Source organism: Nocardia puris (genome assembly GCF_003315035.1).
GTDB lineage: Bacteria > Actinomycetota > Actinomycetes > Mycobacteriales > Mycobacteriaceae > Nocardia > Nocardia puris.
The window spans coordinates 40,159-62,210 of record NZ_QNRE01000023.1; the positions used below are offsets into that span (position 1 = coordinate 40,159).

The 22,052-nt window shown below is 68.2% G+C and carries 24 protein-coding genes; 13 read left to right on the plus strand and 11 right to left on the minus strand.

All coding sequences use genetic code 11. The features are described 5' to 3' along the window. Positions 1-79 precede the first annotated feature (79 nt). From DFR74_RS32820 to DFR74_RS32830, 3 genes are read left to right on the plus strand one after another with little or no spacing between them, the layout of a single operon-like run. Positions 80-349, plus strand: a complete 270-nt coding sequence (locus DFR74_RS32820; RefSeq protein ID WP_067512551.1) for a metal-sensitive transcriptional regulator — start codon at positions 80-82, stop codon at positions 347-349. 50 nt (positions 350-399) lie between these two features. Then, entirely contained in the window at positions 400-804 is a 405-nt protein-coding gene (locus DFR74_RS32825) for a DUF302 domain-containing protein (protein WP_067512553.1), read from the plus strand. A gap of 33 nt (positions 805-837) precedes the next feature. Beyond that, positions 838-1,611 carry a sulfite exporter TauE/SafE family protein gene (locus tag DFR74_RS32830; RefSeq protein ID WP_067512555.1) on the plus strand — a complete coding sequence of 258 codons (774 nt, stop codon included), beginning with the start codon at positions 838-840 and terminating at the stop codon, positions 1,609-1,611. Positions 1,612-1,719: 108 nt separating this feature from the next. Here the strand turns inward: DFR74_RS32830 and DFR74_RS32835 are convergent, their stop codons facing one another. Continuing rightward, a complete protein-coding gene (locus DFR74_RS32835) occupies positions 1,720-1,950 on the minus strand; it encodes a CHAD domain-containing protein (protein WP_170160845.1) in 231 nt (76 codons plus the stop codon). Between the two features lie 317 nt (positions 1,951-2,267). On the opposite strand from DFR74_RS32835, the gene DFR74_RS32840 reads away from it, so the two are divergent. The 5 genes from DFR74_RS32840 to DFR74_RS38185 all read left to right on the plus strand — a co-directional run bounded on the left by DFR74_RS32840 (position 2,268) and on the right by DFR74_RS38185 (position 7,135). Continuing rightward, entirely contained in the window at positions 2,268-3,248 is a 981-nt protein-coding gene (locus DFR74_RS32840) for an Acg family FMN-binding oxidoreductase (protein WP_067512559.1), read from the plus strand. A gap of 18 nt (positions 3,249-3,266) precedes the next feature. Continuing rightward, the gene (locus DFR74_RS32845; protein WP_067512562.1) at positions 3,267-3,716 is read left to right on the plus strand and encodes a hypothetical protein; all 450 of its coding nucleotides are present in this window, start codon (positions 3,267-3,269) and stop codon (positions 3,714-3,716) included. A 473-nt stretch (positions 3,717-4,189) separates the two neighbouring features. Then, positions 4,190-4,825, plus strand: a complete 636-nt coding sequence (locus DFR74_RS32850; protein WP_067512564.1) for a response regulator — start codon at positions 4,190-4,192, stop codon at positions 4,823-4,825. A gap of 49 nt (positions 4,826-4,874) precedes the next feature. After that, positions 4,875-6,629, plus strand: a complete 1,755-nt coding sequence (locus DFR74_RS32855) for a GAF domain-containing sensor histidine kinase (protein WP_084538031.1) — start codon at positions 4,875-4,877, stop codon at positions 6,627-6,629. Between the two features lie 329 nt (positions 6,630-6,958). Beyond that, positions 6,959-7,135, plus strand: a complete 177-nt coding sequence (locus DFR74_RS38185; protein ID WP_084538032.1) for an integrase core domain-containing protein — start codon at positions 6,959-6,961, stop codon at positions 7,133-7,135. Positions 7,136-7,717: 582 nt separating this feature from the next. Here the strand turns inward: DFR74_RS38185 and DFR74_RS32865 are convergent. The 6 genes from DFR74_RS32865 to DFR74_RS32890 all read right to left on the minus strand — a co-directional run bounded on the left by DFR74_RS32865 (position 7,718) and on the right by DFR74_RS32890 (position 13,536). Next, a complete protein-coding gene (locus DFR74_RS32865; protein WP_232331864.1) occupies positions 7,718-8,782 on the minus strand; it encodes a zinc-dependent alcohol dehydrogenase in 1,065 nt (354 codons plus the stop codon). An 80-nt stretch (positions 8,783-8,862) separates the two neighbouring features. Then, positions 8,863-10,101 (minus strand): MFS transporter, encoded by a 1,239-nt coding sequence (locus DFR74_RS32870; RefSeq protein ID WP_067512569.1) that lies wholly within the window; start codon positions 10,099-10,101, stop codon positions 8,863-8,865. A 192-nt stretch (positions 10,102-10,293) separates the two neighbouring features. After that, a complete protein-coding gene (locus DFR74_RS32875; protein WP_067512571.1) occupies positions 10,294-11,178 on the minus strand; it encodes an intradiol ring-cleavage dioxygenase in 885 nt (294 codons plus the stop codon). Continuing rightward, on the minus strand, positions 11,175-12,251 hold the full coding sequence (locus DFR74_RS32880) for a maleylacetate reductase (protein WP_067512573.1): 1,077 nt from the start codon (positions 12,249-12,251) through the stop codon (positions 11,175-11,177). Before DFR74_RS32880 ends, DFR74_RS32875 begins: the two co-directional genes overlap by 4 nt. After that, positions 12,248-12,649 (minus strand): nuclear transport factor 2 family protein, encoded by a 402-nt coding sequence (locus DFR74_RS32885; RefSeq protein WP_067512575.1) that lies wholly within the window; start codon positions 12,647-12,649, stop codon positions 12,248-12,250. Before DFR74_RS32885 ends, DFR74_RS32880 begins: the two co-directional genes overlap by 4 nt. A gap of 14 nt (positions 12,650-12,663) precedes the next feature. After that, entirely contained in the window at positions 12,664-13,536 is an 873-nt protein-coding gene (locus DFR74_RS32890; protein WP_067512577.1) for an NAD(P)-dependent oxidoreductase, read from the minus strand. A 396-nt stretch (positions 13,537-13,932) separates the two neighbouring features. Here DFR74_RS32890 and DFR74_RS32895 point away from each other — a divergent pair, with 396 nt between their 5' ends. Continuing rightward, a complete protein-coding gene (locus tag DFR74_RS32895; protein WP_067512579.1) occupies positions 13,933-14,664 on the plus strand; it encodes a cupin domain-containing protein in 732 nt (243 codons plus the stop codon). 52 nt (positions 14,665-14,716) lie between these two features. After that, entirely contained in the window at positions 14,717-14,995 is a 279-nt protein-coding gene (locus DFR74_RS35700) for a hypothetical protein (RefSeq protein ID WP_147266019.1), read from the plus strand. A 199-nt stretch (positions 14,996-15,194) separates the two neighbouring features. On the opposite strand, the gene DFR74_RS32900 is transcribed toward DFR74_RS35700, so the two are convergent. After that, positions 15,195-16,403, minus strand: coding sequence for an acetyl-CoA C-acetyltransferase (locus DFR74_RS32900; protein WP_067512581.1), 1,209 nt, complete (start codon positions 16,401-16,403; stop codon positions 15,195-15,197). Positions 16,404-16,419: 16 nt separating this feature from the next. Then, complete coding sequence (locus tag DFR74_RS32905; RefSeq protein WP_067512583.1) at positions 16,420-17,199, minus strand: IclR family transcriptional regulator domain-containing protein; 780 nt, start codon at positions 17,197-17,199, stop codon at positions 16,420-16,422. Positions 17,200-17,414: 215 nt separating this feature from the next. Between DFR74_RS32905 and DFR74_RS32910 the strand changes: the two genes are divergently transcribed. Both DFR74_RS32910 and DFR74_RS32915 read left to right on the plus strand, forming a co-directional pair. Next, the gene (locus DFR74_RS32910) at positions 17,415-18,161 is read left to right on the plus strand and encodes a CoA transferase subunit A (RefSeq protein ID WP_067512585.1); all 747 of its coding nucleotides are present in this window, start codon (positions 17,415-17,417) and stop codon (positions 18,159-18,161) included. Beyond that, on the plus strand, positions 18,158-18,802 hold the full coding sequence (locus DFR74_RS32915) for a CoA transferase subunit B (protein ID WP_067512587.1): 645 nt from the start codon (positions 18,158-18,160) through the stop codon (positions 18,800-18,802). The genes DFR74_RS32910 and DFR74_RS32915 overlap by 4 nt, the downstream gene beginning before the upstream one ends. Before the next feature lie 10 nt (positions 18,803-18,812). On the opposite strand, the gene DFR74_RS32920 is transcribed toward DFR74_RS32915, so the two are convergent. Together DFR74_RS32920 and DFR74_RS32925 are read right to left on the minus strand one after the other, a co-directional pair. Further along, entirely contained in the window at positions 18,813-19,340 is a 528-nt protein-coding gene (locus DFR74_RS32920; protein WP_228815628.1) for a TetR/AcrR family transcriptional regulator, read from the minus strand. 190 nt (positions 19,341-19,530) lie between these two features. Then, positions 19,531-20,409, minus strand: a complete 879-nt coding sequence (locus DFR74_RS32925) for a hypothetical protein (protein WP_147266020.1) — start codon at positions 20,407-20,409, stop codon at positions 19,531-19,533. A gap of 509 nt (positions 20,410-20,918) precedes the next feature. Between DFR74_RS32925 and DFR74_RS32930 the strand changes: the two genes are divergently transcribed. Beyond that, on the plus strand, positions 20,919-21,719 hold the full coding sequence (locus DFR74_RS32930; RefSeq protein ID WP_067512591.1) for a hypothetical protein: 801 nt from the start codon (positions 20,919-20,921) through the stop codon (positions 21,717-21,719). Positions 21,720-22,052 lie beyond the last annotated feature (333 nt).

Here is a 22,052-nt window from a genome sequence, read left to right on the forward strand (position 1 = left end):
GGGGTATGTGTGGCGCGGGTTACCGCACCACACATACCCCCTGGGGTATAGTCGAGTCAGGTTCGTGAAAGGAATCGCCATGGTCGGAAATGACGAGAGTATCGCGCTGGTCCTCAACCGGCTGCGCCGCGCGCACGGGCAGCTCGCCGGGGTGATCTCGATGATCGAGAACGGGCGCGACTGCAAAGAGGTCGTCACCCAGCTCGCGGCGGTCTCGCGCGCGCTGGACAAGGCGGGATTCAAGATCGTCGCCAGTGGACTGCGCGAATGCCTGGCCGGAGACGCCGCCGACGGCAAGGACCCCATGAGCGAAGCGGAGCTCGAGAAGCTCTTCCTAGCCCTCGCCTGACAGTAGCCGCGGGCTCCCTGACTGCCGACCTCGACCGAGGAGAACCACCGTTGAACCTCGCACTGTCCACCACGTTGACGACCTCGTTCGACGACGCCGTCGCTCGGACCCGAGCCGCGTTGCAGGAACAAGGCTTCGGAGTACTGACCGAGATCGACATGCAGGCCACCATGAAGGCCAAACTCGGCGCCGACATGGAGCGGTATCTGATCCTCGGCGCCTGCAATCCGCCGCTCGCGCACCGCGCGGTGGAGGTGAACCGGCAGATCGGATTGCTGCTGCCCTGCAATGTCGTCGTGCGCGAGGACCCGGCCGCGCCGGGCACGGTCCTCGTCGAGGCGATGAATCCGCACCTGCTCGAGCAGGTCACCGATGAACCCGCACTCGCCTCGGTCGCCGACGACGCGGGCCGCCGCCTGCAATCCGCGATCGATGCGCTGACCGTCGAAGACTGACCGCGAGAGCGCGGGGTCCGGAAGGAGCCACCGATGACGATCCTCGTCTCCGTCCTCGTGGGAGCTGTCATCGGAATCCTGCTCGGCCTCCTCGGCGGCGGTGGGTCGATCCTCGCCGTGCCCGGCCTCGTCTACGGACTCGGGATCCCGCTCGGACAGGCGGTTCCGATGTCTCTGCTGGTGGTCGGCCTCTCCGCGCTGGCGGGCGCGGTCCCCAAGATGCGCTCAGGCCGGGTGCAGTGGCGGGTCGCGGCCGTGTTCGCCGTGGCCGGACTGCCCGCCGCGTTCGCCGGGAGCGCCGCGAACCGCGCCCTTCCGCCGGCGCTGGCTCTCGCCGGCTTCGCGCTCGTCATGATCGCCGCCGGAGCCCGGATGCTCGCGAGTGAGGACAGCATCGGTACCGCGTGCCGAGTGGACGGATCGACCGTCAATTGGCGTCGATGCACCTCACGTGCCGTTCCGGTCGGCCTCGGCGTGGGTTTCCTGACCGGGCTGTTCGGGGTCGGTGGCGGTTTTCTCATCGTCCCCGGCCTCGTTCTGCTGCTCGGCATCGAGATGTCGGTAGCCATCGGCACATCTCTGGTGATCGTCACCGCCAACTCGGCCTCGGGATTCGCCGCTTACCTGGGCGATCTCAGCCTCGACTGGCGGGTCGCGGCGGTCTTCGCCACGACGGCCATCGGCGGGTCTCTCGTCGCGGGCCGCTACGGACAACGAGTCGACGTCGCGCGGTTGCAGAGGTGGTTCGCCTTCCTGATCTTCACGGTGGCGGCCTTCGTCCTCGTCGACGTGATCTTCGTGCGCTGACGGTCGCGGTAGCCTTCGTGCTTCTCACGACGACGTCCGCGGCGGGGTGGTGCGATCGATCTCGCGCCGCAGCAGCAGTCCGTAGGTGAACGTGGACTCCCCCGCATTCTAGGCTTCCCTGGTCAGCTGGATCGGACGGTGCTCGGCCACCACCGCGTCCTGGTGCTCGCCGAGCAGATCCTGCACAGCGACCAGACCGGCGACGGTCTGGTCGATTCGCGCGGGATCCAGATCGCGCACCGACTCCACGTAGTACCAGGTGCGCCACACCGGCTTCCGGAGTTCGTGCAGCGCCGCGTCGGTGGCGTCCTCGCCCCTGGCCGAACCGACCCTTCGCATCCGGCGGCTGACACACTCGGCGTCCGGTCGAGTCTCGACGGTCATCACGGTTTCTCGCTGTGTCGGTGACGTTCACTCCCCGCCGTTTACCATCGCGTTCCCCGTTCCCTGGGCACGGGGCCGTTCGTCCATCGCGGTCTTCGTGTGACAGCCCCGATCTGCACGACGAAAGACCTGCCGGCGCGTGCCTCGGGACCCCACCCTCGCTCGCCGTCACGGGAGAGTCGGACTGCGCGACGCATTGAGGCATTTCGTCCTCACCAAACGGGCGTAACGGCCGTCTCGCTGAGGCGCCTTTCCCGCGCACACTGGCTGCCATGAGCGATGAAACAGCCCCCACCCGTTCGGCGGTCCGACTGGGGATTCAGCTGGCGTGCCGCGCTCCGTCGATCCACAACACACAACCGTGGCGATGGGACTTCGACGGTGCGCGGCTGACCTTGCGACGCGACCTCGACAGGCAACTGACCGCCGTCGACCCAGATGGACGCCAGGCTGTGATCAGTTGTGGCGCCGCATTGCAGCACGCCCAGACCGTCTTCGCGTCGCTGCACTGGCGCACCGACGTCGAGCGGATACCCGACCCTACCCAGCCCGACCTCCTGGCGACCATCGACTTCAGCCCGTGGCGCGACCCGCCCACGGCCGTGCTCCGGCGAGCCGAGGCGATCGAGTACCGGTACACCGACCGGCTGCCCATGGCCGCGCCGAGCGGCTGGGCCTCGATCAGATTGGCGCTGGAAGAACTCGTCAGCCGACACGGCCTCACACTGGACATCCTCGACGAGGACGCGCGGACACGACTGTCACTGGCTTCGGAACAGTCCGAGGCGCTGCGCCGGTACGACATGGAGTACCAGTCCGAAATCCGGTGGTGGTCGGGACATTCCCATCTCGCGGAGGGCGTGCCGGCGTCAGCGTTGGTGTCGGAGCCGGAAGCGGCCCGCGTCGGAGTCGTCCGCGACTTCCCGCATCCGAAGATCCCCGCCCGCCGCGGCGAACTTCGCGATCACGCGCGCCTGGCCGTACTCACCGCGACGGACGAGATGCCGCAGACGTGGCTGCGCACCGGCGAGGCGCTCTCGGCGGCACTGCTCGAGTGCACGGCGTCCGGCTTGTCGACCTGCGCACTGACCCATATCACCGAACTGACCGCCGGGCGACGCCTGCTCGGCAGCCTGATCGGCCATCCCGGGATACCGCAGGTCGTCCTGCGCATCGGCCTCGCCCCCGACGACCGACGGCCGCCGCCCACGCCTCGCCGACCTGTGCCCGACGTACTCGGCTGGAGCCGATAGCCCACCAGGAGTTCCACCATGTCGTCCTTCCGCCAACGCAAGACCCGCCGCGCCCTGCGCGCAGGGCTGATCGGTAGTGCCGGATTCGTCGCCCTGTGGGCCTTCGTCGGCGCCGTGGGTCTCGTCAGCGGCGGCGCCGAGCTCGGCCCCGACATCACCGCACGCCTCCCGTTCGGCAGCCCGATCCCGGCCGGTGTGCTGCTGGCCGCGATCGTCGGGGCGCCGATGGCGGCCACCGCCGTGCTCGCCCTGCGCGCCGACCCGATCGCGCCGATCGTGGGTCTCGGCAGCGGCGCCCTTCTGATCGGCTGGGTCACGGTCCAGCCGTTCGTGATCGGTCGGTTCACCTGGCTGCAGCCCGTTGTCGGACTGCTCGGTGTCGCTGTGTGCCTGCTGGCCTACCGGCTCCGTCGCCCGGACCTCCGCACCGGGACCCCCACGGTGCCGTTCGGATCGTCACCGGCGTGACAACCCACCGCCGTCGCCGCTGCTCGAACCGAGGTGCGGCCGCGACCGAGGTCACCGCTCCGATGTGCGGAGACGATCTGCTTCCCGAGGCCCGCCTGCAAGCGATAGGTTCGGTGAGTATCGCGGCGCCCCCGATGTCTGGCCGTGGCTCGTCCGGATGGTCCCGGCCGCACCGGTGCGTACACCTACGACTGGGTCGAGCACCTGTTCTGGCCCGACATGCACAGCTCCCGCGAGATCCTGCCCGCCGTCCGGAACCCTCGGCGTGGGAAACGAACTCGCGCTCGTTCCTTCTCTCCGCCACAGGATCGCCGGATTCACCTCGGGGCCTGTGGGCCGGGCCGACCTCGAGAATGCCCAGGTGCCCGCCCCCGCCGCCCGCCCGCAGCCCAGCGACTATCGGGCGGTATCGAGCGACGCGCAACTCTGCGCCGTAGGCTGGTAGTGCCACAGGAAACGAAAGGTCCGCGCTCATGGTCAAGGTCTTCTTGGTCGACGATCACGAAATCGTTCGGCACGGCGTAGCCGACCTCATCGACCTGGAGCCCGACCTCGAGGTCGTCGGCGAGGCCGGTACCTATGCTCAAGCGCTGGCCCGAATCCCGGCGCTGCGCCCCGAGGTGGCGGTGCTCGATGTCCTGCTCCCCGACGGCAACGGCATCGAACTGTGCCGCGAGCTCCTGTCGGCGAATCCGGAACTGCGGTGTCTGATCCTCACCTCGTTCACCGACGAACAAGCCATGCTCAACGCGATCCTGGCCGGTGCCAGCGGTTACGTCATCAAAGACATCAAGGGCCTCGAACTGATCGCCGCCATCCGCGATGTCAGCGCCGGGAAGTCCCTGTTGGACAATCGTGCCGCCGCGGCGCTGATGGCCAAGTTGCGCACCGAGGCGGCGGGCAAGACGGGTCCACTGGCCACACTCACCGAGCAGGAACGAACCCTGCTCGCGCTCCTCGGCGAAGGCTTGACCAATCGGCAGATCGCCGCGCGCATGTTCTTGGCGGAGAAGACCGTCAAGAACTATGTCTCCCGGCTGCTGACGAAGCTCGGGGTCGAACGCCGCACGCAGGCAGCGGTGATGGCATCCAAGCTCAACGAAGCGTGACGGGGTTCCAGCCCACACCGGGACCCCCCTCGTGGACGACCGTGGAACAATGTCCCCCGTGGACGAACACGGCAAAGACCCCGCGCCGGGTCGGCAGGTCGCCGTCACAGAGACCCTGTCGCAGTTGCGGCTGCGGGAGTTGCTGAGCCAGGTTCAGGACCGCATCGCCCAGATCATCGACGTGCGCGACAACATGGACCGGCTCGTCGAGGCGATGCTCGTCGTCACCTCGGGACTCGATCTCGACGACACGCTGCGCTCGATCGTGCACACCGCCATCGAACTCGTCGACGCCCGGTACGGCGCCTTGGGCGTCCGGGAGACCGACAAGAACAGCAATCAGCTCGCCGAGTTCGTCTACGAGGGCATCGACGACCGCACCCGCGTCCTCATCGGTGACCTCCCCCGCGGCCACGGGGTGCTCGGACTGCTGATCCAAGAGCCCACACCGATCCGGCTCAAGACACTGTCCGACCACTCCTCCTCGGTCGGCTTCCCACCGCATCATCCACCGATGCGGACGTTTCTGGGCGTTCCCGTCAAGGTCCGCGACGAGATCTTCGGCAATCTCTACCTCACCGAGAAGGCCGGGGGGCAGGAGTTCACCGAGGACGACGAGGTCGTCGTCCAAGCCCTGGCCGCCGCGGCCGGTATCGCCATCGCCAACGCGCGCCTGTACGAGGAATCCCGCGTCCGCCAACAGTGGCTCGAAGCGACCCGGGACGTGGCGACCGAACTGCTCGCCGGCGGCGAACCCGACGAGGTCCTCGACCTCGTCACGCAGCGGGCCCTCACCCTCACCCAGTCCGCGTGCACGTTCGTCGCGCTGCCCGAGGATCCCGAGGTACCCCGCGACGAAGTGACCGAGCTGGTGGTGATCGCCGCGGCGGGAATCGACGCCGAAGCGATCATCGGCCAGCGCCTCACCGTCGAGGACTCGCAGTCCGGAGCCGCGTACCGTTCCGAGAAAACGGTCGTGTCCGAGAAGCCGCCCTACAATCTCTTCTCGCACACCAGGTCCCAGTTCGGGCCCGCCGTGGTGGTCCCGTTGCGGGTCGGGTCGGAGGTCATCGGCGTACTCACCACGATCCGGCCCGCGGATACGCAGGCGATGGATGAGCCGACCACCGCCATGCTCACCGCGTTCGCCGATCAAGCCGCGCTGGTCCTGCAACTGTCCGACTCGCAGCGCCGTATGCGCGAACTCGACGTGCTCTCCGACCGCGACCGTATCGCCCGGGGCCTGCACGACCACGTCATCCAGCGGCTTTTCGCGGTCGGGCTGTCCCTGCAGGGCACCGTGCAGCGTGCGCGCACGCCGGAGGTCAAGACCCGGCTGATGGAGACCATCGACGACATCCAATCCATCGTCCAGGACATCCGTCACTCCATCTTCGACCTACAGAGCAACAACACGGCGGATTCCTCGAAGTACCGCAAACACCTCCACGGCATCATCGTCGACACCACCGCCGACAGCGGGCTGCGCACGACAGTCCGCCTCGCCGGGCCCGTCACGGTGCTGGCTCCGCCCCTGTCCGACGACGTCGAAGCGGTCCTGCGCGAAGCCGTCAGCAACGTCGTCCGGCACGCGCGGGCCAGTCTGGTCGCGGTCGAACTCCGGGTGGGCGACGAGGTCACGATCGAAGTCACCGATGACGGCGTCGGCGTCCCCGCCGACCTCTCGCGCCGCAGCGGATTGGCCAATCTCGCCGTCCGCGCCGAAAAAGCCGGTGGGTCTTTCCAACTCGTCGACCGCCCCGAGGGCGGGACCCTCCTGCGCTGGACAGCGCCCCTGCCCTGACGCCTCGGCCACCGCGATCCTGGGGCCGGTTGGTCCGCATACCGACGCCGGACGTCTCTACTCTGCCTGTGCTCCCAGGACGGAGACTACCTGTGCGGAATCTCGCGCATCGGCGCTCGTCCGGCGATCTCCCTCATCCAGTCCGACGGTCTTCCCACGGCACCTCCGCGACCTCGGGCGTTGCGTCCACCGGTTGAACCTGAGCGATACGTCTCCGTTCGCTTCGCTGAATCACTTGCCCTGCACGGCTTGTCGGCATCGGCCGGATCGGTCGGCGATGCCCATGACAACGCTCTGGCGGAGTCGATCATTGGCCTGTCAAGACCGAGGTGATCAACCGGCACGGCCCGTTCAAGCCTCTCACCGAGGTCGAGTTCGCGCTCACGGAGTGGTGCGACTGGTACAGCAACGCCCGCCCGCATTCCCGCCTGGGCTACTTGCCCCCGGTCGAATGCGAAGCTGCCTACTACGCTCAACAACCACCACGCCGACCGGCGCTGGTCTGAAACCGAAGCCGGTCTCTTACCCGTGACGGTTCAGGCTATGCATAGGCTCGCAGAGGCGATGCGCGATCCAAGGTTGCCGAACTCGAGAACTCCGACTGCGTGCTGAGTCTGAAGGGCCATTGCTTTACCGCGTGATCTAGCTGGGCTCATCCCCGCTCGCGTGGGAGCGCACTGATTCACCCGCAGTGTTGCACGCCAAACACCTGACCCAGTCCGCACAGCCGCCGCACGGCCCTGGGCACCGTGCCGGTGTGGATCGAACTGGTCGCCGGGTGGCTGCACCTGCACCCCCGTACGCCGCGGCGCCGACTCGCCGCCGAAGGCACCACGTTCGAGGAGAGTCTCGACGAGGAGCACCGCACGTCGGCGCATCGACTGCTGACCCGGACGGCTCTGCCGTTCACCCACCCTCGAGCGGTGGAGGTGAAACCGCAGCCGCCACTTGGGCTCCCACGCCTTGTGGGGGGGTTTGCTCTGTTGTGCGTCACGAGCATAGGGAGCCGCCCTGCGCCTAGAAGAGTTGGCGCCGCCGAGTCGGCTATCGATGCGGTCCTCGATCGATGGCGTGCGGGTGCCTGCCGCTCAGAAGGTGGGGTCGATGAGGACCTTGCCTTCGACCTGCCCGGCGGCGAGGCGGTCCAAGGAGTCGCCCAGCCTCTCCAGCCCGACTGGCGGCTCGGCGAATTCCTGTCCCAGCGTGGGGTTCTCGGCGAGGATCCGCAGCGCGGCGGGCAGGTCGGTGTCGCAGACGTGTGCGAGGGTTGTCTCGAGGGTGATTTCGCGGAAGATCATCGAGTGTAGGTCGATCTCGGGTTTCTGTTTCGGGATGCCGACGGCCTCGACCCGGCCGCCGTCGGTGACCAGGTCCAGTGCCAGCGCCAGCTGGCCGGGTGCGCCGCTGGCCTCGATCACGACGTCGGGCCGGGCGCCGTCGAAGGCGTCGGTGAGTTCTTCGGGCAGTGCGTCGGATGCGGTCAGGGTGATATCCGCGCCGAGGCGTTTCGCACGGGCCTCGCGGGTTGCGGCGATGTCGATTACAGCGATCTGGTAGTCGCCGAGGTGCCGCAGTCCGGCCAGGACGAACGAGCCGATCGCGCCCGCGCCGATGACCGCGACTCGGTCACCGGTGACCGCGCCGGCGCGGCGGGCGGCGTGGATGCCGACGGCCAGGGGCTGGGCGAGCGCGGCGTGATCGGTATCCAGTCCGGCAGGTAGGGCGCGCAGTGTGACGGAGGGTACGGCAACGTATTCGGCCATCCCGCCGTGGACGTTGAGCCCGAGAGTGCGGTATCGCAGGCATTTGTTGGTGCGGCCTTGGCGGCAACGGCGGCATTCGCCACACCAGATCCCCGCCCCGCTGGCGACGAGGGTGCCGGGCGGGAGCGTGGCATCTGGGTGGGACTTCACGATTTCGCCGACGAATTCGTGACCGGGGATGAGCGGCCCGAGGTGGCCACTGTGCGGGTGGCGGTGGTGCACCGGAAAGACCTTGGGCCCGGCGACCCATTCGCCGGCATCGGTGCCGCAGATCCCCGACCGCAGGACCTTCACCAGCACTTCACCCGGGTTGAGCGTTGGGATGGCGACCTCCTCGATCCGGATGTCGCGGGGACCGTGGTAGAGGGCGGCTCGCATTGTCGATGGCACAGCGGTGTCTTTCGTCGTCTGGATGTCTCGTACTGGGGTGCAGGTCCGGGCCGGCCGTCTGTCGGCCCGGACCTGGCGGGTCATGCCTTGGCGGTGGCTCCGTCGCGGGGATCGATGGCTGGTTCCACTGGGGCGTTGTCGGTCGCCGTGACGTTTTCGGTGCGGGGCAGCAGCAGTGCTACGACCGCGGCCAACGCGAAGAATCCCGCGCAGAGCACCAGTCCACCCTGGAAGCCGATGCTGGTGGCGAGTCCGGCCAGGATGAACGGTGCCAGCGCCGAGACGCCGCGGCCGACGTTGAAGCAGAATCCGGCGCCGGTGGCGCGGGCACGGGTGGGGAACAGTTCGCCGAGGTAGGAACCGAACAGGCCGAAGAAGGCGGTGAAGGCGCCGAAGCACGGGCCCAGCCACAGCAGGACGGTCAGGTCGGTGGTCAGCGCGTAGATCGGCAGTGTCGCGGCGACGCCGAACAGGGTGATCACGATGGTGCGGTGGCGGCCGATGCGGTCGGCGAGGAAGCCGAATCCGTTGTAGCCGGCGAACATTCCGAGATTGACGATGGTGACGAACAGCGCGACCGATCCCTTGTCGAGCCCGCGTTCGGTGGTGAGATAGGTGGGCAGCCACGTCATCGCGCCCCAGTAGCCGAACAGCGCCAGCGCCGCCATGAGAGTGCCCAGCAGGGTGCGTCGGCGCAGCGAGGAGCCCAGCACGTCGCGCACCGAGACCACGTCGTCGGTGCTGTGGGCCTTCTGCTCGGCCCAGGTGGCCGACTCGGAGAAGAAGATCGCCACAATGGCGAACGGCAGCACTACCGCGACGCCGGCGACCAGGAACATCAGCCGCCAGTCCGGCAGGAACCATCCGGAGATGGTCGCGGCCATCGCTCCGCCCGCGGGAAACGCGCTGATCACGAAGGCGGCGGCCCGGCCTCGCTGGTGCTCGGGGAAGGTCTCGACCACGTAGGCCGAGACCACGCTCCACACCGCGCCCAGGCCGATGCCGGCCAAGAACCGCAGCAGCAGAAAGACTTCGAAGTTCGGCACGACCGCGATGGCGGCGGTGAACGCTCCGAAGGTCGCCAAGGACGCGAGCAGGGCCTTCTTGCGGCCGAAGTTGTCGGCGATGTAGCCGCCCAGGACGCTGCTGACGCCGATGCCGACCAGGGTCGCGGTGGCGAGCAGACCGCCCTGGGTGACCGTCAGGCCCATGTCCGTGCGGATGGCGGGCAGACCCATCGACAGCAGGACGATTTCCAGGGCATCGAACAGGTAGGCGAGAAAGCACCCGCCGAGCACGATCCAACGTGTACGTCGCATCGTCGTACCTCCAGTGTGAGCTGCTGGGGGCGCGCCCGGGCAGCGGTGATCTTCGATTCGCGGCGACGAGCGTCGCCGAGCGGGGTGGAGCGGCCCGGAGCGCGGGCTGGTCCGTTGGATCCGTGCCACGAGTGGCGCGGTCGTTGAAGTCCGGGGCGGATACCGTCCGGAGGAATCGCCGCGGGTACGCGGCTAGTGCTCGTCCGACGGGGCGAGGACGAGGTCGAAAGCGATGCTGGTCCAGTCGCCATCGGGGTGGGAGCCGTCGGGGGCTGGGGTGTCGTGGTGCCAGGACACCTCGACCACGAGGTCGTCCTTGACGCCGAACACCGCGTCCGAGGTCAGGTAGGGATCCTCGGCGAGGAAAATGTGCGTGATCAGCGTCCGGAAGCCGGGCGCGCTCACCAGGAAGTGCAGGTGCGCGGGCCGCATGGGGCCCCGGCCGGTGGCGGCGAGCAGATCGCCCACCGGGCCGTCGTGCGGGATCGGATACGGGGAGGGCAGTACCGACCAGAACCGGTATTCGCCGTCGGTGCCCGAACGCAGCCTGCCGCGCCCGGCGGTCCGCCCGTCCGGGTACTGGACGTCGTAGAAGCCGTCGTCGTCGGCCTCCCACACCTCGATCCGCGCGCCGGGGATCGGTTCTCCGGTCACCGAGCGCACCTCGCCCGACACGTGGCAGGCCACCCCCGCCGCGCCCTGGGCGATGTCGCCGCCGAGCGCGATCTCGGGGGCGTCGTCGACGAAGAACGGCCCGAAGACGGTGGATTCGGTGGCGCCGGGCGCGTCGGGTTCGTTGATCGCGACCGTGAGCATGGACAGGCCGAGCACGTCGGAGAGCAGGATGAACTCCTGGCGCCGACTGTCGGTGATATGTCCGGCGCGGGTGAGGAATTCGATCGCGGCCGTCCATTCGGCGTCGGTGAGCCGGACCTCGCGGGCGAAGGCGTGCAGGTGCCGGACGAGGCTGGTCATCACCTGGCGCAAGCGCGGGTCGGGGGTGGCGGCGAAACTGTCGAGGACCTCCGCGGTGACGGCCGCTTCGCGGTCGGTGGTCAGGGTGTCCTCGGCGCTCATCGTGCGGTCTCCCCGGGGTCGGACCCCGCCCACGCGGCCCGCAGGAGAGCGCGCACGCCATCGTCGGTGACCGGGGTGGGGTTGTCGGCGGGGGCGATCGCGGTGATGTCGTCGACGACGGTGTCGATGTCGGCTTCGCTCATACCGAGGTTGCCCAGACCACCGGGCACACCGAGCCCGGTGCCCAGTTCGCGCACGGCGGTGACGATGTCGGTTCGCCCGAGTGCCCGCGCGATGCGGTCGGTGGCCTCGCGAGCGTTGGGCGCGTTGTAGGCCAGCACGTACGGCAGCACGATCGCGTGGGTTTGTGCGTGAGGCAAGTCGAAGGCGCCGCCCAGGACATGGCAGATTTTGTGGTGCAGGCCTGATCCGGCGACGGCGAATGCCGATCCGGCCAAGTAGGCACCCAGCAACAGATCGCTGCGGGCGGCTGAGTCGGTCGCGGAGGCGTCGATGGCGTGCAGACCGGCGACGAGGTGGCGGATGCCGTCCTCGGCGACCGCGCTCGACACCGGGCTGTGCCGAGGCGCCCAGAAGGCTTCCACGCAGTGCGCGACGGCGTTGAGGGCGCTGGCGACCGCGAGCTCGGCCGGCAGGGTCGCGGTCAGGTCGGGGTCGTAGACGACGGTCGTGGGCAGCACCCGCCGGTCGGTGCCGGTGGTCTTGCGGCCGCGGTCGGTCATCCCCCAGACCGGGGTCACCTCGGATCCGGCGTAGGTCGTCGGCACCGCGACGACGGGCAATCCGGTGGTCAGCGCGACGGCTTTGGCGGTGCCGGTGGTGGATCCGCCGCCCACCGACAGCACCAGATCTGCGTCGGCCTCGGTGGCGGCCTTGCGGGCCAGCTCCGCGACCTCGACCGGGACGTGCGGGCGCACCTGGGAGAAGGTGGCCGCGACACGGTCGGCGAACGGCGCGCACAGCGTGGTCGCGAGGTCGCCCTCGGTGTCGGTGGCGATGAGCAGGATGCGCTGGGCGTCCAGCAGATCCAGTTCCCCGGGCAGCCGGGTGCGGGTCGCGCCCGCGCCGAAGACGATGCGGCCGGGCAGACCGTCGTAGGTGAAGGTGGTCATCGGTTCTCCTCGGGGATCACAGTCGGGCTGTAGGCCAGGAGCAGCCATTGTTCGTCGCAGCGCACCCAGACCGCCTGGGCGCGGTTGCCGAGCTGTTTGCGGGTCCCGCCCGCGGTGATGTCGGCGTGCATCCGTCCGGCGACCACCGCGGAGTCGCCTGCGATCACGATCCGGTCAACGGGGTGGTCGATGCGGTGATACACGTAGAAGCCGCTGCGCAGCTTGTCCAGGTAGCTGTCGAGAGTGTCGACCACCGCGTTGGAGTGGGTGTAGACCAACTCGGGATGGGCCAAGGCGGCGAAGGCGTCGACGTCACCGGCCAGCACGGCCGCATAGCGGGCGTCCTCGAGGGCGCGGATCGTCGCTTCGGTCTCGATGGCGAGGGTGTCGCCGGTCATGAGCGAACTCCTGTCTACATTGCGGGAGAGATGATTTCGGAGAAGGCGGGGGCGTTGCTGCGGCGCAGTGCGGTCAGAACCTCAGCCATGTCGGCCTCGGCCAGCCCGCCCGTCACCGCCTCGTCGAGCACCCCGTACGCCGCTTCGGCGCCGGGCAAGAACAGCTGATGGCGGCGGGCCAGATCCAGTGCCAGGCCGAGGTCCTTGCGGATCAGCGATACCGGCGCCGCGACCGGAGTGGACTCCGGTGCGAGGTAGGCCTGTTGCTTGTAGCCCACATACGGCGCCCCGGCGGCACTGTTGGTGAGGATCCCGTAGAAGACGGCGGGGTCCAGTCCGCCGGCCTCGGCAAGCAGAACACCTTCTGCCACAGCCTGACTCAGACCGGCGAGCACCGCGTTGACCGCCAACTTGGCCGTCGAACCGGCACCGGCGGCGCCCGCGTGGAACTGCTTGGCGGTCATCGCCGCCAGTACCGGCTGGACCCTGTCGAACTGTGCGGTGGTGGCGCCGACCATCGTGGTGATCGTGGCGGCCTCGGCCATCGACACGCTGCCCGAGACGGGCGCGTCCACGACCTCGATCCACGACAGCGCCGCCAGCTCGCGGACGACCGCGGGACCAACCGTTCCCATGACGACATGCAGGTGGCCCGGTGCGACATCGGACAACGCCTCGGTGACCAGCGCACGGGTCGCCGCGCCGTCGGGCAGCATGCTGATCGAGATCTCCGTGGCGGCCAGCGCATCGGCGGTGTCGACCGAACGCACCGACGCGGGCAGCTGCTGTGCGACGGGGTCGTAGGCGAGCACGGTGTGCCCGGCAGCGGCCAAATGCGTGGCCATGGGCTTACCCATCCGGCCCAGGCCGGCGAATCCGATCAACATGTCGAGCCCCGCTCGGCGGAACCGGCACGAGCAATGTCGATCGAGGCGGTGGAAGACCGCGGCCACCGGATCGCTGGGGTGTGTTCATGCGGGGAAGACACGAGACTCCTTCGTCGTCGATGACGGGAACGGGGCGAGAACCACCACCAAATATGTTCAGTATCATTGAACACATCTTCAGTGATGTCAACCACTGTCCACTGAGGCGTTCTATGCAGTGGAGTCCTGGCACTCAGTAGCGCGCACGACGGGGACGGCCCTGCCACGACTTTGCGCCTCAAGGGGCGGCCCTGGACCGCCGCCGAGCGTCCACTCGCAGCCGAGCGGGTATGTTCATTGCTAGTGAAACGCTATTGTTCACTGATAGTTGATGAATAGGCAGACAGGGGTGCGCTGATGCAGGACAGAATCGGGCCGGCACTGAAGCAGGCGCGCCTGGATCGCGGAGCGAGCTTGCGAGCTGTCGCCGCGGCGGTCGGGATCTCGGCCAGCCAGCTCTCCCAGATCGAGAACAACAAGTCCCAGCCCTCGGTGAGCACCCTCTACGCCCTGGTCCATCACCTGGAGATTTCCCTCGACGACCTGCTGGGGATCCCGCACCGGCGCACGATTCAACCACCTGCCGATTCGCCCGACAACGCCGGCGGACAGGTTGTTCAGCGCGGCACCGACAACCCCGTGATCGAGATGGCCAACGGGGTCCGCTGGGAAAAACTCGCGGTCGGACCGGGCTCCGACGTCGACGCACTCCTGGTCACCTACGAACCCGGTGCGGCGAGTTCGGTCGACCGGATGCCCATGCGCCACTCCGGGACCGAGTACGCCTACTTGTTCTCCGGGGAACTCACGCTGCTGCTCGGGTTCGACAAGTACACGATCAGCGCAGGCGACTCGCTCTGGTTCGACTCCACCCGCCCGCACATCTATGTCAACCAGACCGACCAGCCCGCACGCGGGGTGTGGTTCGTCTCCGGGCGCCACGAGTCCGGCCCGACCCGGGAATGGGTCGCCGCCCAGCTCGGAGAGCCGACCCCGGGGAGGTCACCTCGGGTGAACAGCGCCGTCGATGCACTCGATCTTCTCGGCGCTGCCACCGCGCGGTCATCGCCGGGCAATCGCGAGGCCTAGACACACGCAGCATGACACCGGCGGCTGGTCACCGACATCGCCGCACACCTACATGGACCCGACCGAATCACTTGCACATGAACAACATCCGTCAACGAGTCCCACCATCAGCCCAGCAGGCAAAGGGGCAGTCGTCGACCTTGTTCTGATCAGCGTTGGGCTGGGCAACCCGGCGCTGATAGCGTCATCCCGTCCTTCAGCGGCGGACTCGCCGAAGCAGCACATCGAGGGCCGTTGCCAGCGGCACCCCATGGCCCAGGAACTCCAGATGCGCGACCTCGCCGACAGCAACATCCTGCCGACCTGGCCCGATGGAAAGCCGACGAAGTAGACAGTGCTGCCCCTGCAAGCTCATTCGGGCGGAAAGCGCGTAGAGGCAGGGGCGAGCATCCACCTACACGGCGTCTAGGAGCACTGTGGGAGGCGGGCATCACGATGCTCGACCCGGTGCGCCGCGGTCGGGTGTATGAAAGCCGCGCCCGCGTCCAGGCCCTGCCGCGGTGGACAGGGCCACGGCGCTGACCGAAAGGTCAGACCCGTTCGAATACAGCCGCCAAGCCCTGTCCGCCGCCGATGCACATCGTTTCGAGTCCGTAGCGACCGCCTCGGCGCGTCAATTCGTGCAGCAGGGTCGCCAGGATCCGAGCGCCGGTGGCACCCACCGGATGGCCGAGGGAGATGCCGGACCCGTTCGGATTGAGGCGAGGGTCGTCGGGGTCGACCTTCCAGGACCGCAGCACGGCCAGCGTCTGGGCGGCGAAGGCCTCGTTGAGTTCGATGACGTCCATGTCGTCGAGCGTGAGGCCCAATCGCGCGAGCGCCTTTTCGGTCGCTGGGACCGGTCCGATGCCCATCCTGGCAGGCTCTACGCCGGCGACCGCCCAGGACGCGAGGCGCGCCATCGGCTGCAGACCGAGCTCGGCGGCCCGTTGGGGGGTGGTCACCACGCACACCGCCGCGCCGTCGTTCTGGCCGCTGGAATTGCCCGCGGTGACGGTCGAGTCCGGATCGGCTGCCGCGCGGATCGGGCGCAGGCGGCCCAGGGTGTGGATGTCGGTGTCAGCGCGCGGATGTTCGTCGAGCGCCACCTGTATGGGCTCCTTGTGCCGCTGCGTCACTGTCACGGGCACGATCTCGGCGTCGAAGCGTCCCTCGCGCTGCGCGGCGACCGCGCGCCGGTGCGACTGCACGGCGAGTGCGTCCTGGTCGGTGCGGGTGATGCGGAACTGCCCGCGCAGATTCTCCGCGGTCTCGATCATGCCGCCCGGGACGGGAAAGTTCTTGCCTCCGGCGGTGACCCGCGCCCGGGCCAGGCGATCGTGCAGGACCGGACCGTCGCCGCGCACGCCCCACCGAATGCTGTCGGTGTAGAACTCGGTGCGGCTCATCGACTCCACTCCCCCGGCCAGCACGAGATCGCTGCCACCGGTCTGCACCTGCATGCACGCTTGCAGCACGGCCTGCAGCCCCGATCCGCACCGCCGGTCGACCTGGGCGCCGGGAACGCCGACGCCCAGTCCCGCGTCGAGTGCGGCGATACGCCCGATCGCCGGAGCCTCGGCACCGGGCGAGGCCTGCCCCAGGATGACGTCGTCGATGTGTTCGGCGGCCAGACCGGTGCGTGTCACCAGTTCGGTGATCACGGTCGTGGCGAGATCTTGCGCGGTGAGGTCTTTGAAGACGCCGCCGAACCGGCCGACCGGGGTTCGCAGGGGGTGGCAGATGACAGCTTCGGGCATGGAGCTTCCTCGTGGATCAGGTGTGGGATCGTATCTGGGTCAGGTCGTGCTCGATCGCGGCGCTGGTCTCGAGCAGGGCGGGGATCAGAAAGTCGTGGACCTCGCTCGCGGTGTAGCGGGCGGCGTGGGTGGAGATATTGACCGCGGCCACGACCGCGCCGTGCCGGTCGCGGATCGGTGCGGCCATCGATCGCAGGCCCTGTTCGAGTTCCTGGTCGACGACGCAGAACCCCAGGGCGCGTACGCGTTCCAGCTCGGCGCGCAGCTGCGCCGCGGACGCGATGGTGCTGGGCGTGATCGGGGCGAGGTCTGCCTCACTCAGATAGCGGTCCAGCGCCTCGGGGTCGAGGGCGGCGAGCAGGACTCGGCCCATCGACGTGGCGAAGGCGGGGAAGCGGGTGCCGATGTCGATCGAGACGGTCATGATCCGGCTGACCGGGACACGGGCGACATAGACGATGTCGGTGCCGTCCAGGATCGACACCGACGTGGACTCGTGGACCCTCCCGGCCAGTGCCTCGAGATGGGGGCCCGAGAGTTCGGGCAGACCGAGGCTGGACAGGAAGCTGTAGCCCAACTCGAGAACTTTTGGAGTGAGCCAGAATTGGCCGCCGTCGGTGCGCACGTAGCCGAGTTCGACCAAGGTGAGCAGGAATCGGCGGGCGGTCGCGCGGGTCAGCTCGGTCGCGGCCGCGACTTCGCTGAGGGTGCGCCGGGGATGCTCGGCATCGAACGATCGGATGACGGCCAGCCCGCGTCCGAGGGACTGCACGTACTCCAGCGACGGTTCGGCCATAGCTGGCGCACCTCCTTCTCCCAGTGGACCGACGGCATCCGCCCCCGCGGCAGGATCTCGACCGCCGGTCGGGCCTGAGGGTACGGCGCACAACCTCTGCGCAGTGATCTGGCGCGGTGCCGCCGGAGCGAGCTCACACCATCACCCACACCTCGGTGTTCGTCCTGCGAACAAGTGTACTCATTGCGAACGATTCGTCTAGTATCGGTGCCGTGATGGACAAAGTCATTGCGACGGCAACCGCGGCCGTCGCCGATATCCCCGACGGCGCCTCGCTCGCGGTCGGCGGGTTCGGGCTCGTCGGAGTGCCTCAGGTGCTCATCGACGCCCTACTCGCCCAGGGCGCCACCGATCTCGAAGTGGTCAGCAACAACTGCGGCACCTCCGGTTCCGGCCTCGGCGTGCTGCTCGACGCGCACCGGATACGCCGCACGACCAGCTCCTATGTGGGGTCCAACGCCGAATTCGCCCGCCAGTTCCTGGCCGGCGAACTCGAGGTCGAGCTCACCCCGCAGGGCACCCTGGCCGAGCGCATGCGCGCCGGCGGGGCGGGCATTCCCGCCTTCTACACCCCGGCAGGCGTCGGCACCCAGGTCGCCGAGGGCGGGCTGCCGCTGCGCTACGACGGCGCAGGCGGGATCGCACTCGCGAGCCCCGCCAAGGAGACCCGGGTCTTCGACGGGATGACCTACGTACTCGAGCAGGCGATCGTCACCGACTTCGCGTTGGTCCACGCCTGGAAGGGTGACCGGCACGGCAATCTCGTCTACCGGCGCAGCGCCCGCAACTTCAACCCGCCCGCCGCCGCGGCAGGCCGCGTGACCATCGCCCAAGTCGAGGAACTGGTCGAACCGGGCGAACTCGACCCTGACGAGATCCACACCCCGGGCATCCACGTCCAGCGGGTCGTGCACGTCGGCAGAGTCGAGGTAGGCATCGAGAACAGGACGGTCCGCGCATGAGCCGCACCCGCCACGAACTGGCCGCACGTGTCGCCGCCGAACTGCGCGACGGTCAATACGTCAACCTCGGCATCGGCATGCCGACCCTCGTCCCGAACTACCTGCCCGAGGGCGTGAGTGTCGTGCTCCATTCGGAGAACGGCGTTTTGGGAGTCGGTCCCTATCCCACCGAGGACGAAGTCGACCCCGAACTGATCAACGCGGGCAAGGAGACGATCACCGTCATGCCCGGCGCCTCCTACTTCGACTCCGCCCACTCGTTCGGCATGATCCGCGGTGGCTGCGTCGATGTCGCTGTGCTCGGCGCGATGCAGGTCAGCGCTCGCGGGGACCTGGCGAACTGGATGATCCCAGGAAAAATGGTCAAGGGCATGGGCGGGGCAATGGACCTGGTCCACGGCGCGAAACGCGTCATCGTGATGATGGAACATCGTTCACGCAACGGCGAACCCAAGATCGTCGAGCGGTGCAGCCTGCCGCTGACCGGAACGAGCTGTGTGCACCGCATCATCACCGACATGGCCGTCTTCGACGTCTGTTCGACCGGGCTGATACTCCTCGAAACCGCCCCCGATGTCACCGTCGCCGAGGTACGCGAAGCCACAGGCGCCGACTTCACGGTCGCCTTGGCCCTCAGCTGAGCCCGCCGGCTCAGTTCGGTAGCGAACCGGGGCTGCCGTGTCGGGCGAGTGTGTCCTGAACGCAGCGGGAAAGGAACGCGTCGTCGATGGGCTTGTCGCCCACCAGGAGCCGGAAATACAGCGGCGCGGACAGCGTTTCGAGCACTTCGCGGGGGTCGGTACCCTCGGGCAGCTCACCCCGGTCGATCGCTTTGATGACCACCTGCGAGCTCTTCTCGAAGCGTTCGTCCCAGAAACGGCGGCGTGCGGTGTCGACCTCGGGGTCGGCCGACAGCGCGATCGCGGTACCCACCAGCCGGACGGTGCCGGGTCGCTCGAGAAGATGAGCGACCTGCTCGGCGAGCGTGCGCAAATCCGTGTGCAAAGCACCGGTGTCGGGCACCGGGTTGCCCGAGGCGGCGAGTTCTGTGACGGCTTCGGCGATCAGCGCGGTCCGGGTTCCCCACCGCCGGTAGATGGTGGTTTCGGCGACCCCGGCGCGGGCGGCGATATCGCCGATGGTCAGGCCTTCGATTCCGTGCTCGATCACCTGGTCCAAAGTGGCGGTCAACACCGCTTGGCGCACACGTGCCGAACGACCCCCGGTCCGCTTGCGCGGAACCGGGGGTGACGCGCTGTCCTCGGCGTTCTCGTGCTGAACCATGGTCCACGTTCTACCCGACCAGATCCGGGAGCGCCGAATTCCGCCCCCAGCCGTGCTCACGGCACCGGGGGACGATGGCCGGGGGTCAGCGCAGGTAGGCCGAGATCCAGTTGCCGAATTCGCAGGCCAGGTGCCAGCGGTGTTCGGCGATGTAGAGCTCGGGCAGTGCGGCCGGGAAGGCGACCTTGAGCTGGCTGCGGAAGCCGCCACCGGGTTCGTCGCGGAACTGGTGGCAGACACCGCCGATGACGAACCCGTCCGCGAGCGATGCCACCCCGGACACGGCCAGCGGAAACGCGGGGTCGGCGGGAACCATGAGCCTGGACTTGTCGGTGTAGTCGACGAAGAACTGGCTGGCCAGCATCGCGCCGCCGGTGACCTCGACGACCTCCTGGCGGCCGTCGGGCAGCGTGGCGATGATGTAGTGGTCCGGGCACGCGTCGGTCCACACCGCTCGATCGTCGATCCTGCGTGCCCGGTCGAACCAGTCCAGGAAACCCTGGGCGGTACCCCGGTCGCTGGCGATCTCGGTGATCGAGTACTGCCAGCGCCCGCCCGAGGCTGCGACACCGGTGCGAGCCGCAGCCTCGGAAGCGACGAGTTCACCGGCCAGCAGCTCACGCAACCCATCGGGGCCGATCAGAACCCGCGCCCGTGCCAGCGCCGAACGCGCGACCGGGATGTCGTCGACAGCAATTTCCAGACGCGCCAGCAGCGAGTCGAGTTCACCGACCAGCACCCCGGCGTAGTCGCGGCGCAATCGAGCCGCCGCCACCGACAACCGCCGACGTTCCCACTCGACGACCCGACCCTGCTCGACGAGATCCCCCTCGATGAAGGTCCGCAGCCCGGTATCAGCCGAAGGCGCCGCAAAGCTCGGGCCGGTGCCGAGATAGGCCGCGGCTACAGTGGCGGCCGCCGTGGTCCCGGCCGCTCCGATCATGAAGTTTCTCCTGGTCAGCATTGACCAATTCCTCTCGGGCACCTGGTTGTTGTTCGCATCCTCGTGACTCGGCCACGAACTCAGGACTAAACGCAAGTCTCTCTTGCGTTAGACCACCATGGGTTATCCACGTCACGTTGTCAACCGAGTGCGCATGAGTAACTACAGGCAGCCTGGCGTCAACGCCCCGCTGTCACCATTCCGGGACGCCGGCGCCACTCACCACCTCGACGCGCGCTTTCGCGTAAATCGCGCTGTCGCACCACGTTTCCCCGGGGCGTCGCGCACCGCAGACGACCCGAGAGGCAACGAACGTTGCACACCAACCCCCGAATGGCATGGGACACACGATCCACCAGCGACGCACACGCCCGGCATCAGAGCTTCGCAGCCGCGGTCGAGGGTGGGCCGCCGGACACACACGCGGCGCCGGGGCTTGCGGTCACCGGCCTTTACGCGCATGCTTAAAGCAATATTTAGTTGCGTTTGATCGCTGAACTGGCGAACGCATTCACAGGGAGGCAGGGCTAATGGCCGCGAGCGAGCCGATCGATGTCCAGGTCACGATCAACGAGCGTGAGATCTCGCGTGAACAGGTACTCGACTGGGAGACTCGCCGCGCCGACGCCGTGCTGGCCAAGTACCGCGCCCGCTTGGGCACCCGAGGAGTGAGCGAGATCCTGCCCGAAGCCACCCTCGCTCAACTGCGCGGCAGCACATTGCCAGAACGTCGGTCAGCACTGGCCACGCTGCGAACCGAACTCGGGCACGCCGGGATCTACGGGATGCTCAAACGCGAACTGTCCATCTCGGAGCGGATCACCCGCATCGGTGTCGCCATGAGCCGCGGCCGGGTCAAGTACGCCGCCACCCACGTGTGCGCCCCAGGCCTGTCGGCCCAGCGTTTCGCCGAATGGTTCGACAACCTCGTCGCGATCAATGACGAGAACGCGATGGACGCGGCGTGCCCCGACCACTACTTGCTGCGCGGCCTGCCCGACGGCCGCCAGGAGGTCGTCGAAACGACCGGCGGGTCACCGGCCGCCTCACGCTTCCTCGTCGACTACCAGCGCACCGAAGACATCACCATCGCCCCCGACCCCGCCTACCCCGTGCAGGTCGCCGGAACCGCCTTCCTCGACGACGGACTGGCCATCGGCGGTGTACGCCACCAGTTCCGCGACAACGACGGAACACTGGAAGCGCTGCTCACGGTGCAGTTTCCGGCGTCGGTACCCTCGCGCAACATCCACCAGCACCAATGGCACCTGGCGTGCGAGTTCAGCAACTGGATGATCGCCTCGGCGCCCTACGCCTCCATCACGCTATGACCCTCACCGCCGAAACATCCGCACCCACCACCACAACATCACCACCACAGACCCTGAACATAGGCGGGCGGGCCTGGCATTCGCCGCGACCGCACCGGCAGGTCGGTCACGTCTTCTCTGCTCGGCACCGGCCTCATCCCCGCTGAAGAGAACCTCATGGACAGCGAACAGCAAAAACTCCTGAAGGGGCTGCTGCAGGGGTGGGTGACAACCGAGGTGGCTTGCCGAGAGGCAGGCTTGAGAGGATGTCGCAGTGCCCAAGCCGTATCCGAAAGAGTTCCGCGACGACGTCGTGCGGGTCGCTCGCAACCGCGACGACGGGGTGACCCTGGA

Bases quoted from the DNA above. Each gene is read 5' to 3' on its own strand.
- DFR74_RS32820 (WP_067512551.1), top strand. From the start codon at position 80: ATGGTCGGAAATGACGAGAGTATCGCGCTGGTCCTCAACCGGCTGCGC.
- DFR74_RS32830 (WP_067512555.1), top strand. From the start codon at position 838: ATGACGATCCTCGTCTCCGTCCTCGTGGGAGCTGTCATCGGAATCCTG.
- DFR74_RS32835 (WP_170160845.1), bottom strand. From the start codon at position 1,950: ATGCGAAGGGTCGGTTCGGCCAGGGGCGAGGACGCCACCGACGCGGCG.
- DFR74_RS32840 (WP_067512559.1), top strand. From the start codon at position 2,268: ATGAGCGATGAAACAGCCCCCACCCGTTCGGCGGTCCGACTGGGGATT.
- DFR74_RS32845 (WP_067512562.1), top strand. From the start codon at position 3,267: ATGTCGTCCTTCCGCCAACGCAAGACCCGCCGCGCCCTGCGCGCAGGG.
- DFR74_RS32850 (WP_067512564.1), top strand. From the start codon at position 4,190: ATGGTCAAGGTCTTCTTGGTCGACGATCACGAAATCGTTCGGCACGGC.
- DFR74_RS32855 (WP_084538031.1), top strand. From the start codon at position 4,875: ATGTCCCCCGTGGACGAACACGGCAAAGACCCCGCGCCGGGTCGGCAG.
- DFR74_RS32870 (WP_067512569.1), bottom strand. From the start codon at position 10,101: ATGCGACGTACACGTTGGATCGTGCTCGGCGGGTGCTTTCTCGCCTAC.
- DFR74_RS32875 (WP_067512571.1), bottom strand. From the start codon at position 11,178: ATGAGCGCCGAGGACACCCTGACCACCGACCGCGAAGCGGCCGTCACC.
- DFR74_RS32880 (WP_067512573.1), bottom strand. From the start codon at position 12,251: ATGACCACCTTCACCTACGACGGTCTGCCCGGCCGCATCGTCTTCGGC.
- DFR74_RS32885 (WP_067512575.1), bottom strand. From the start codon at position 12,649: ATGACCGGCGACACCCTCGCCATCGAGACCGAAGCGACGATCCGCGCC.
- DFR74_RS32890 (WP_067512577.1), bottom strand. From the start codon at position 13,536: ATGTTGATCGGATTCGCCGGCCTGGGCCGGATGGGTAAGCCCATGGCC.
- DFR74_RS32895 (WP_067512579.1), top strand. From the start codon at position 13,933: ATGCAGGACAGAATCGGGCCGGCACTGAAGCAGGCGCGCCTGGATCGC.
- DFR74_RS35700 (WP_147266019.1), top strand. From the start codon at position 14,717: ATGGACCCGACCGAATCACTTGCACATGAACAACATCCGTCAACGAGT.
- DFR74_RS32900 (WP_067512581.1), bottom strand. From the start codon at position 16,403: ATGCCCGAAGCTGTCATCTGCCACCCCCTGCGAACCCCGGTCGGCCGG.
- DFR74_RS32905 (WP_067512583.1), bottom strand. From the start codon at position 17,199: ATGGCCGAACCGTCGCTGGAGTACGTGCAGTCCCTCGGACGCGGGCTG.
- DFR74_RS32910 (WP_067512585.1), top strand. From the start codon at position 17,415: ATGGACAAAGTCATTGCGACGGCAACCGCGGCCGTCGCCGATATCCCC.
- DFR74_RS32915 (WP_067512587.1), top strand. From the start codon at position 18,158: ATGAGCCGCACCCGCCACGAACTGGCCGCACGTGTCGCCGCCGAACTG.
- DFR74_RS32925 (WP_147266020.1), bottom strand. From the start codon at position 20,409: ATGCTGACCAGGAGAAACTTCATGATCGGAGCGGCCGGGACCACGGCG.
- DFR74_RS32930 (WP_067512591.1), top strand. From the start codon at position 20,919: ATGGCCGCGAGCGAGCCGATCGATGTCCAGGTCACGATCAACGAGCGT.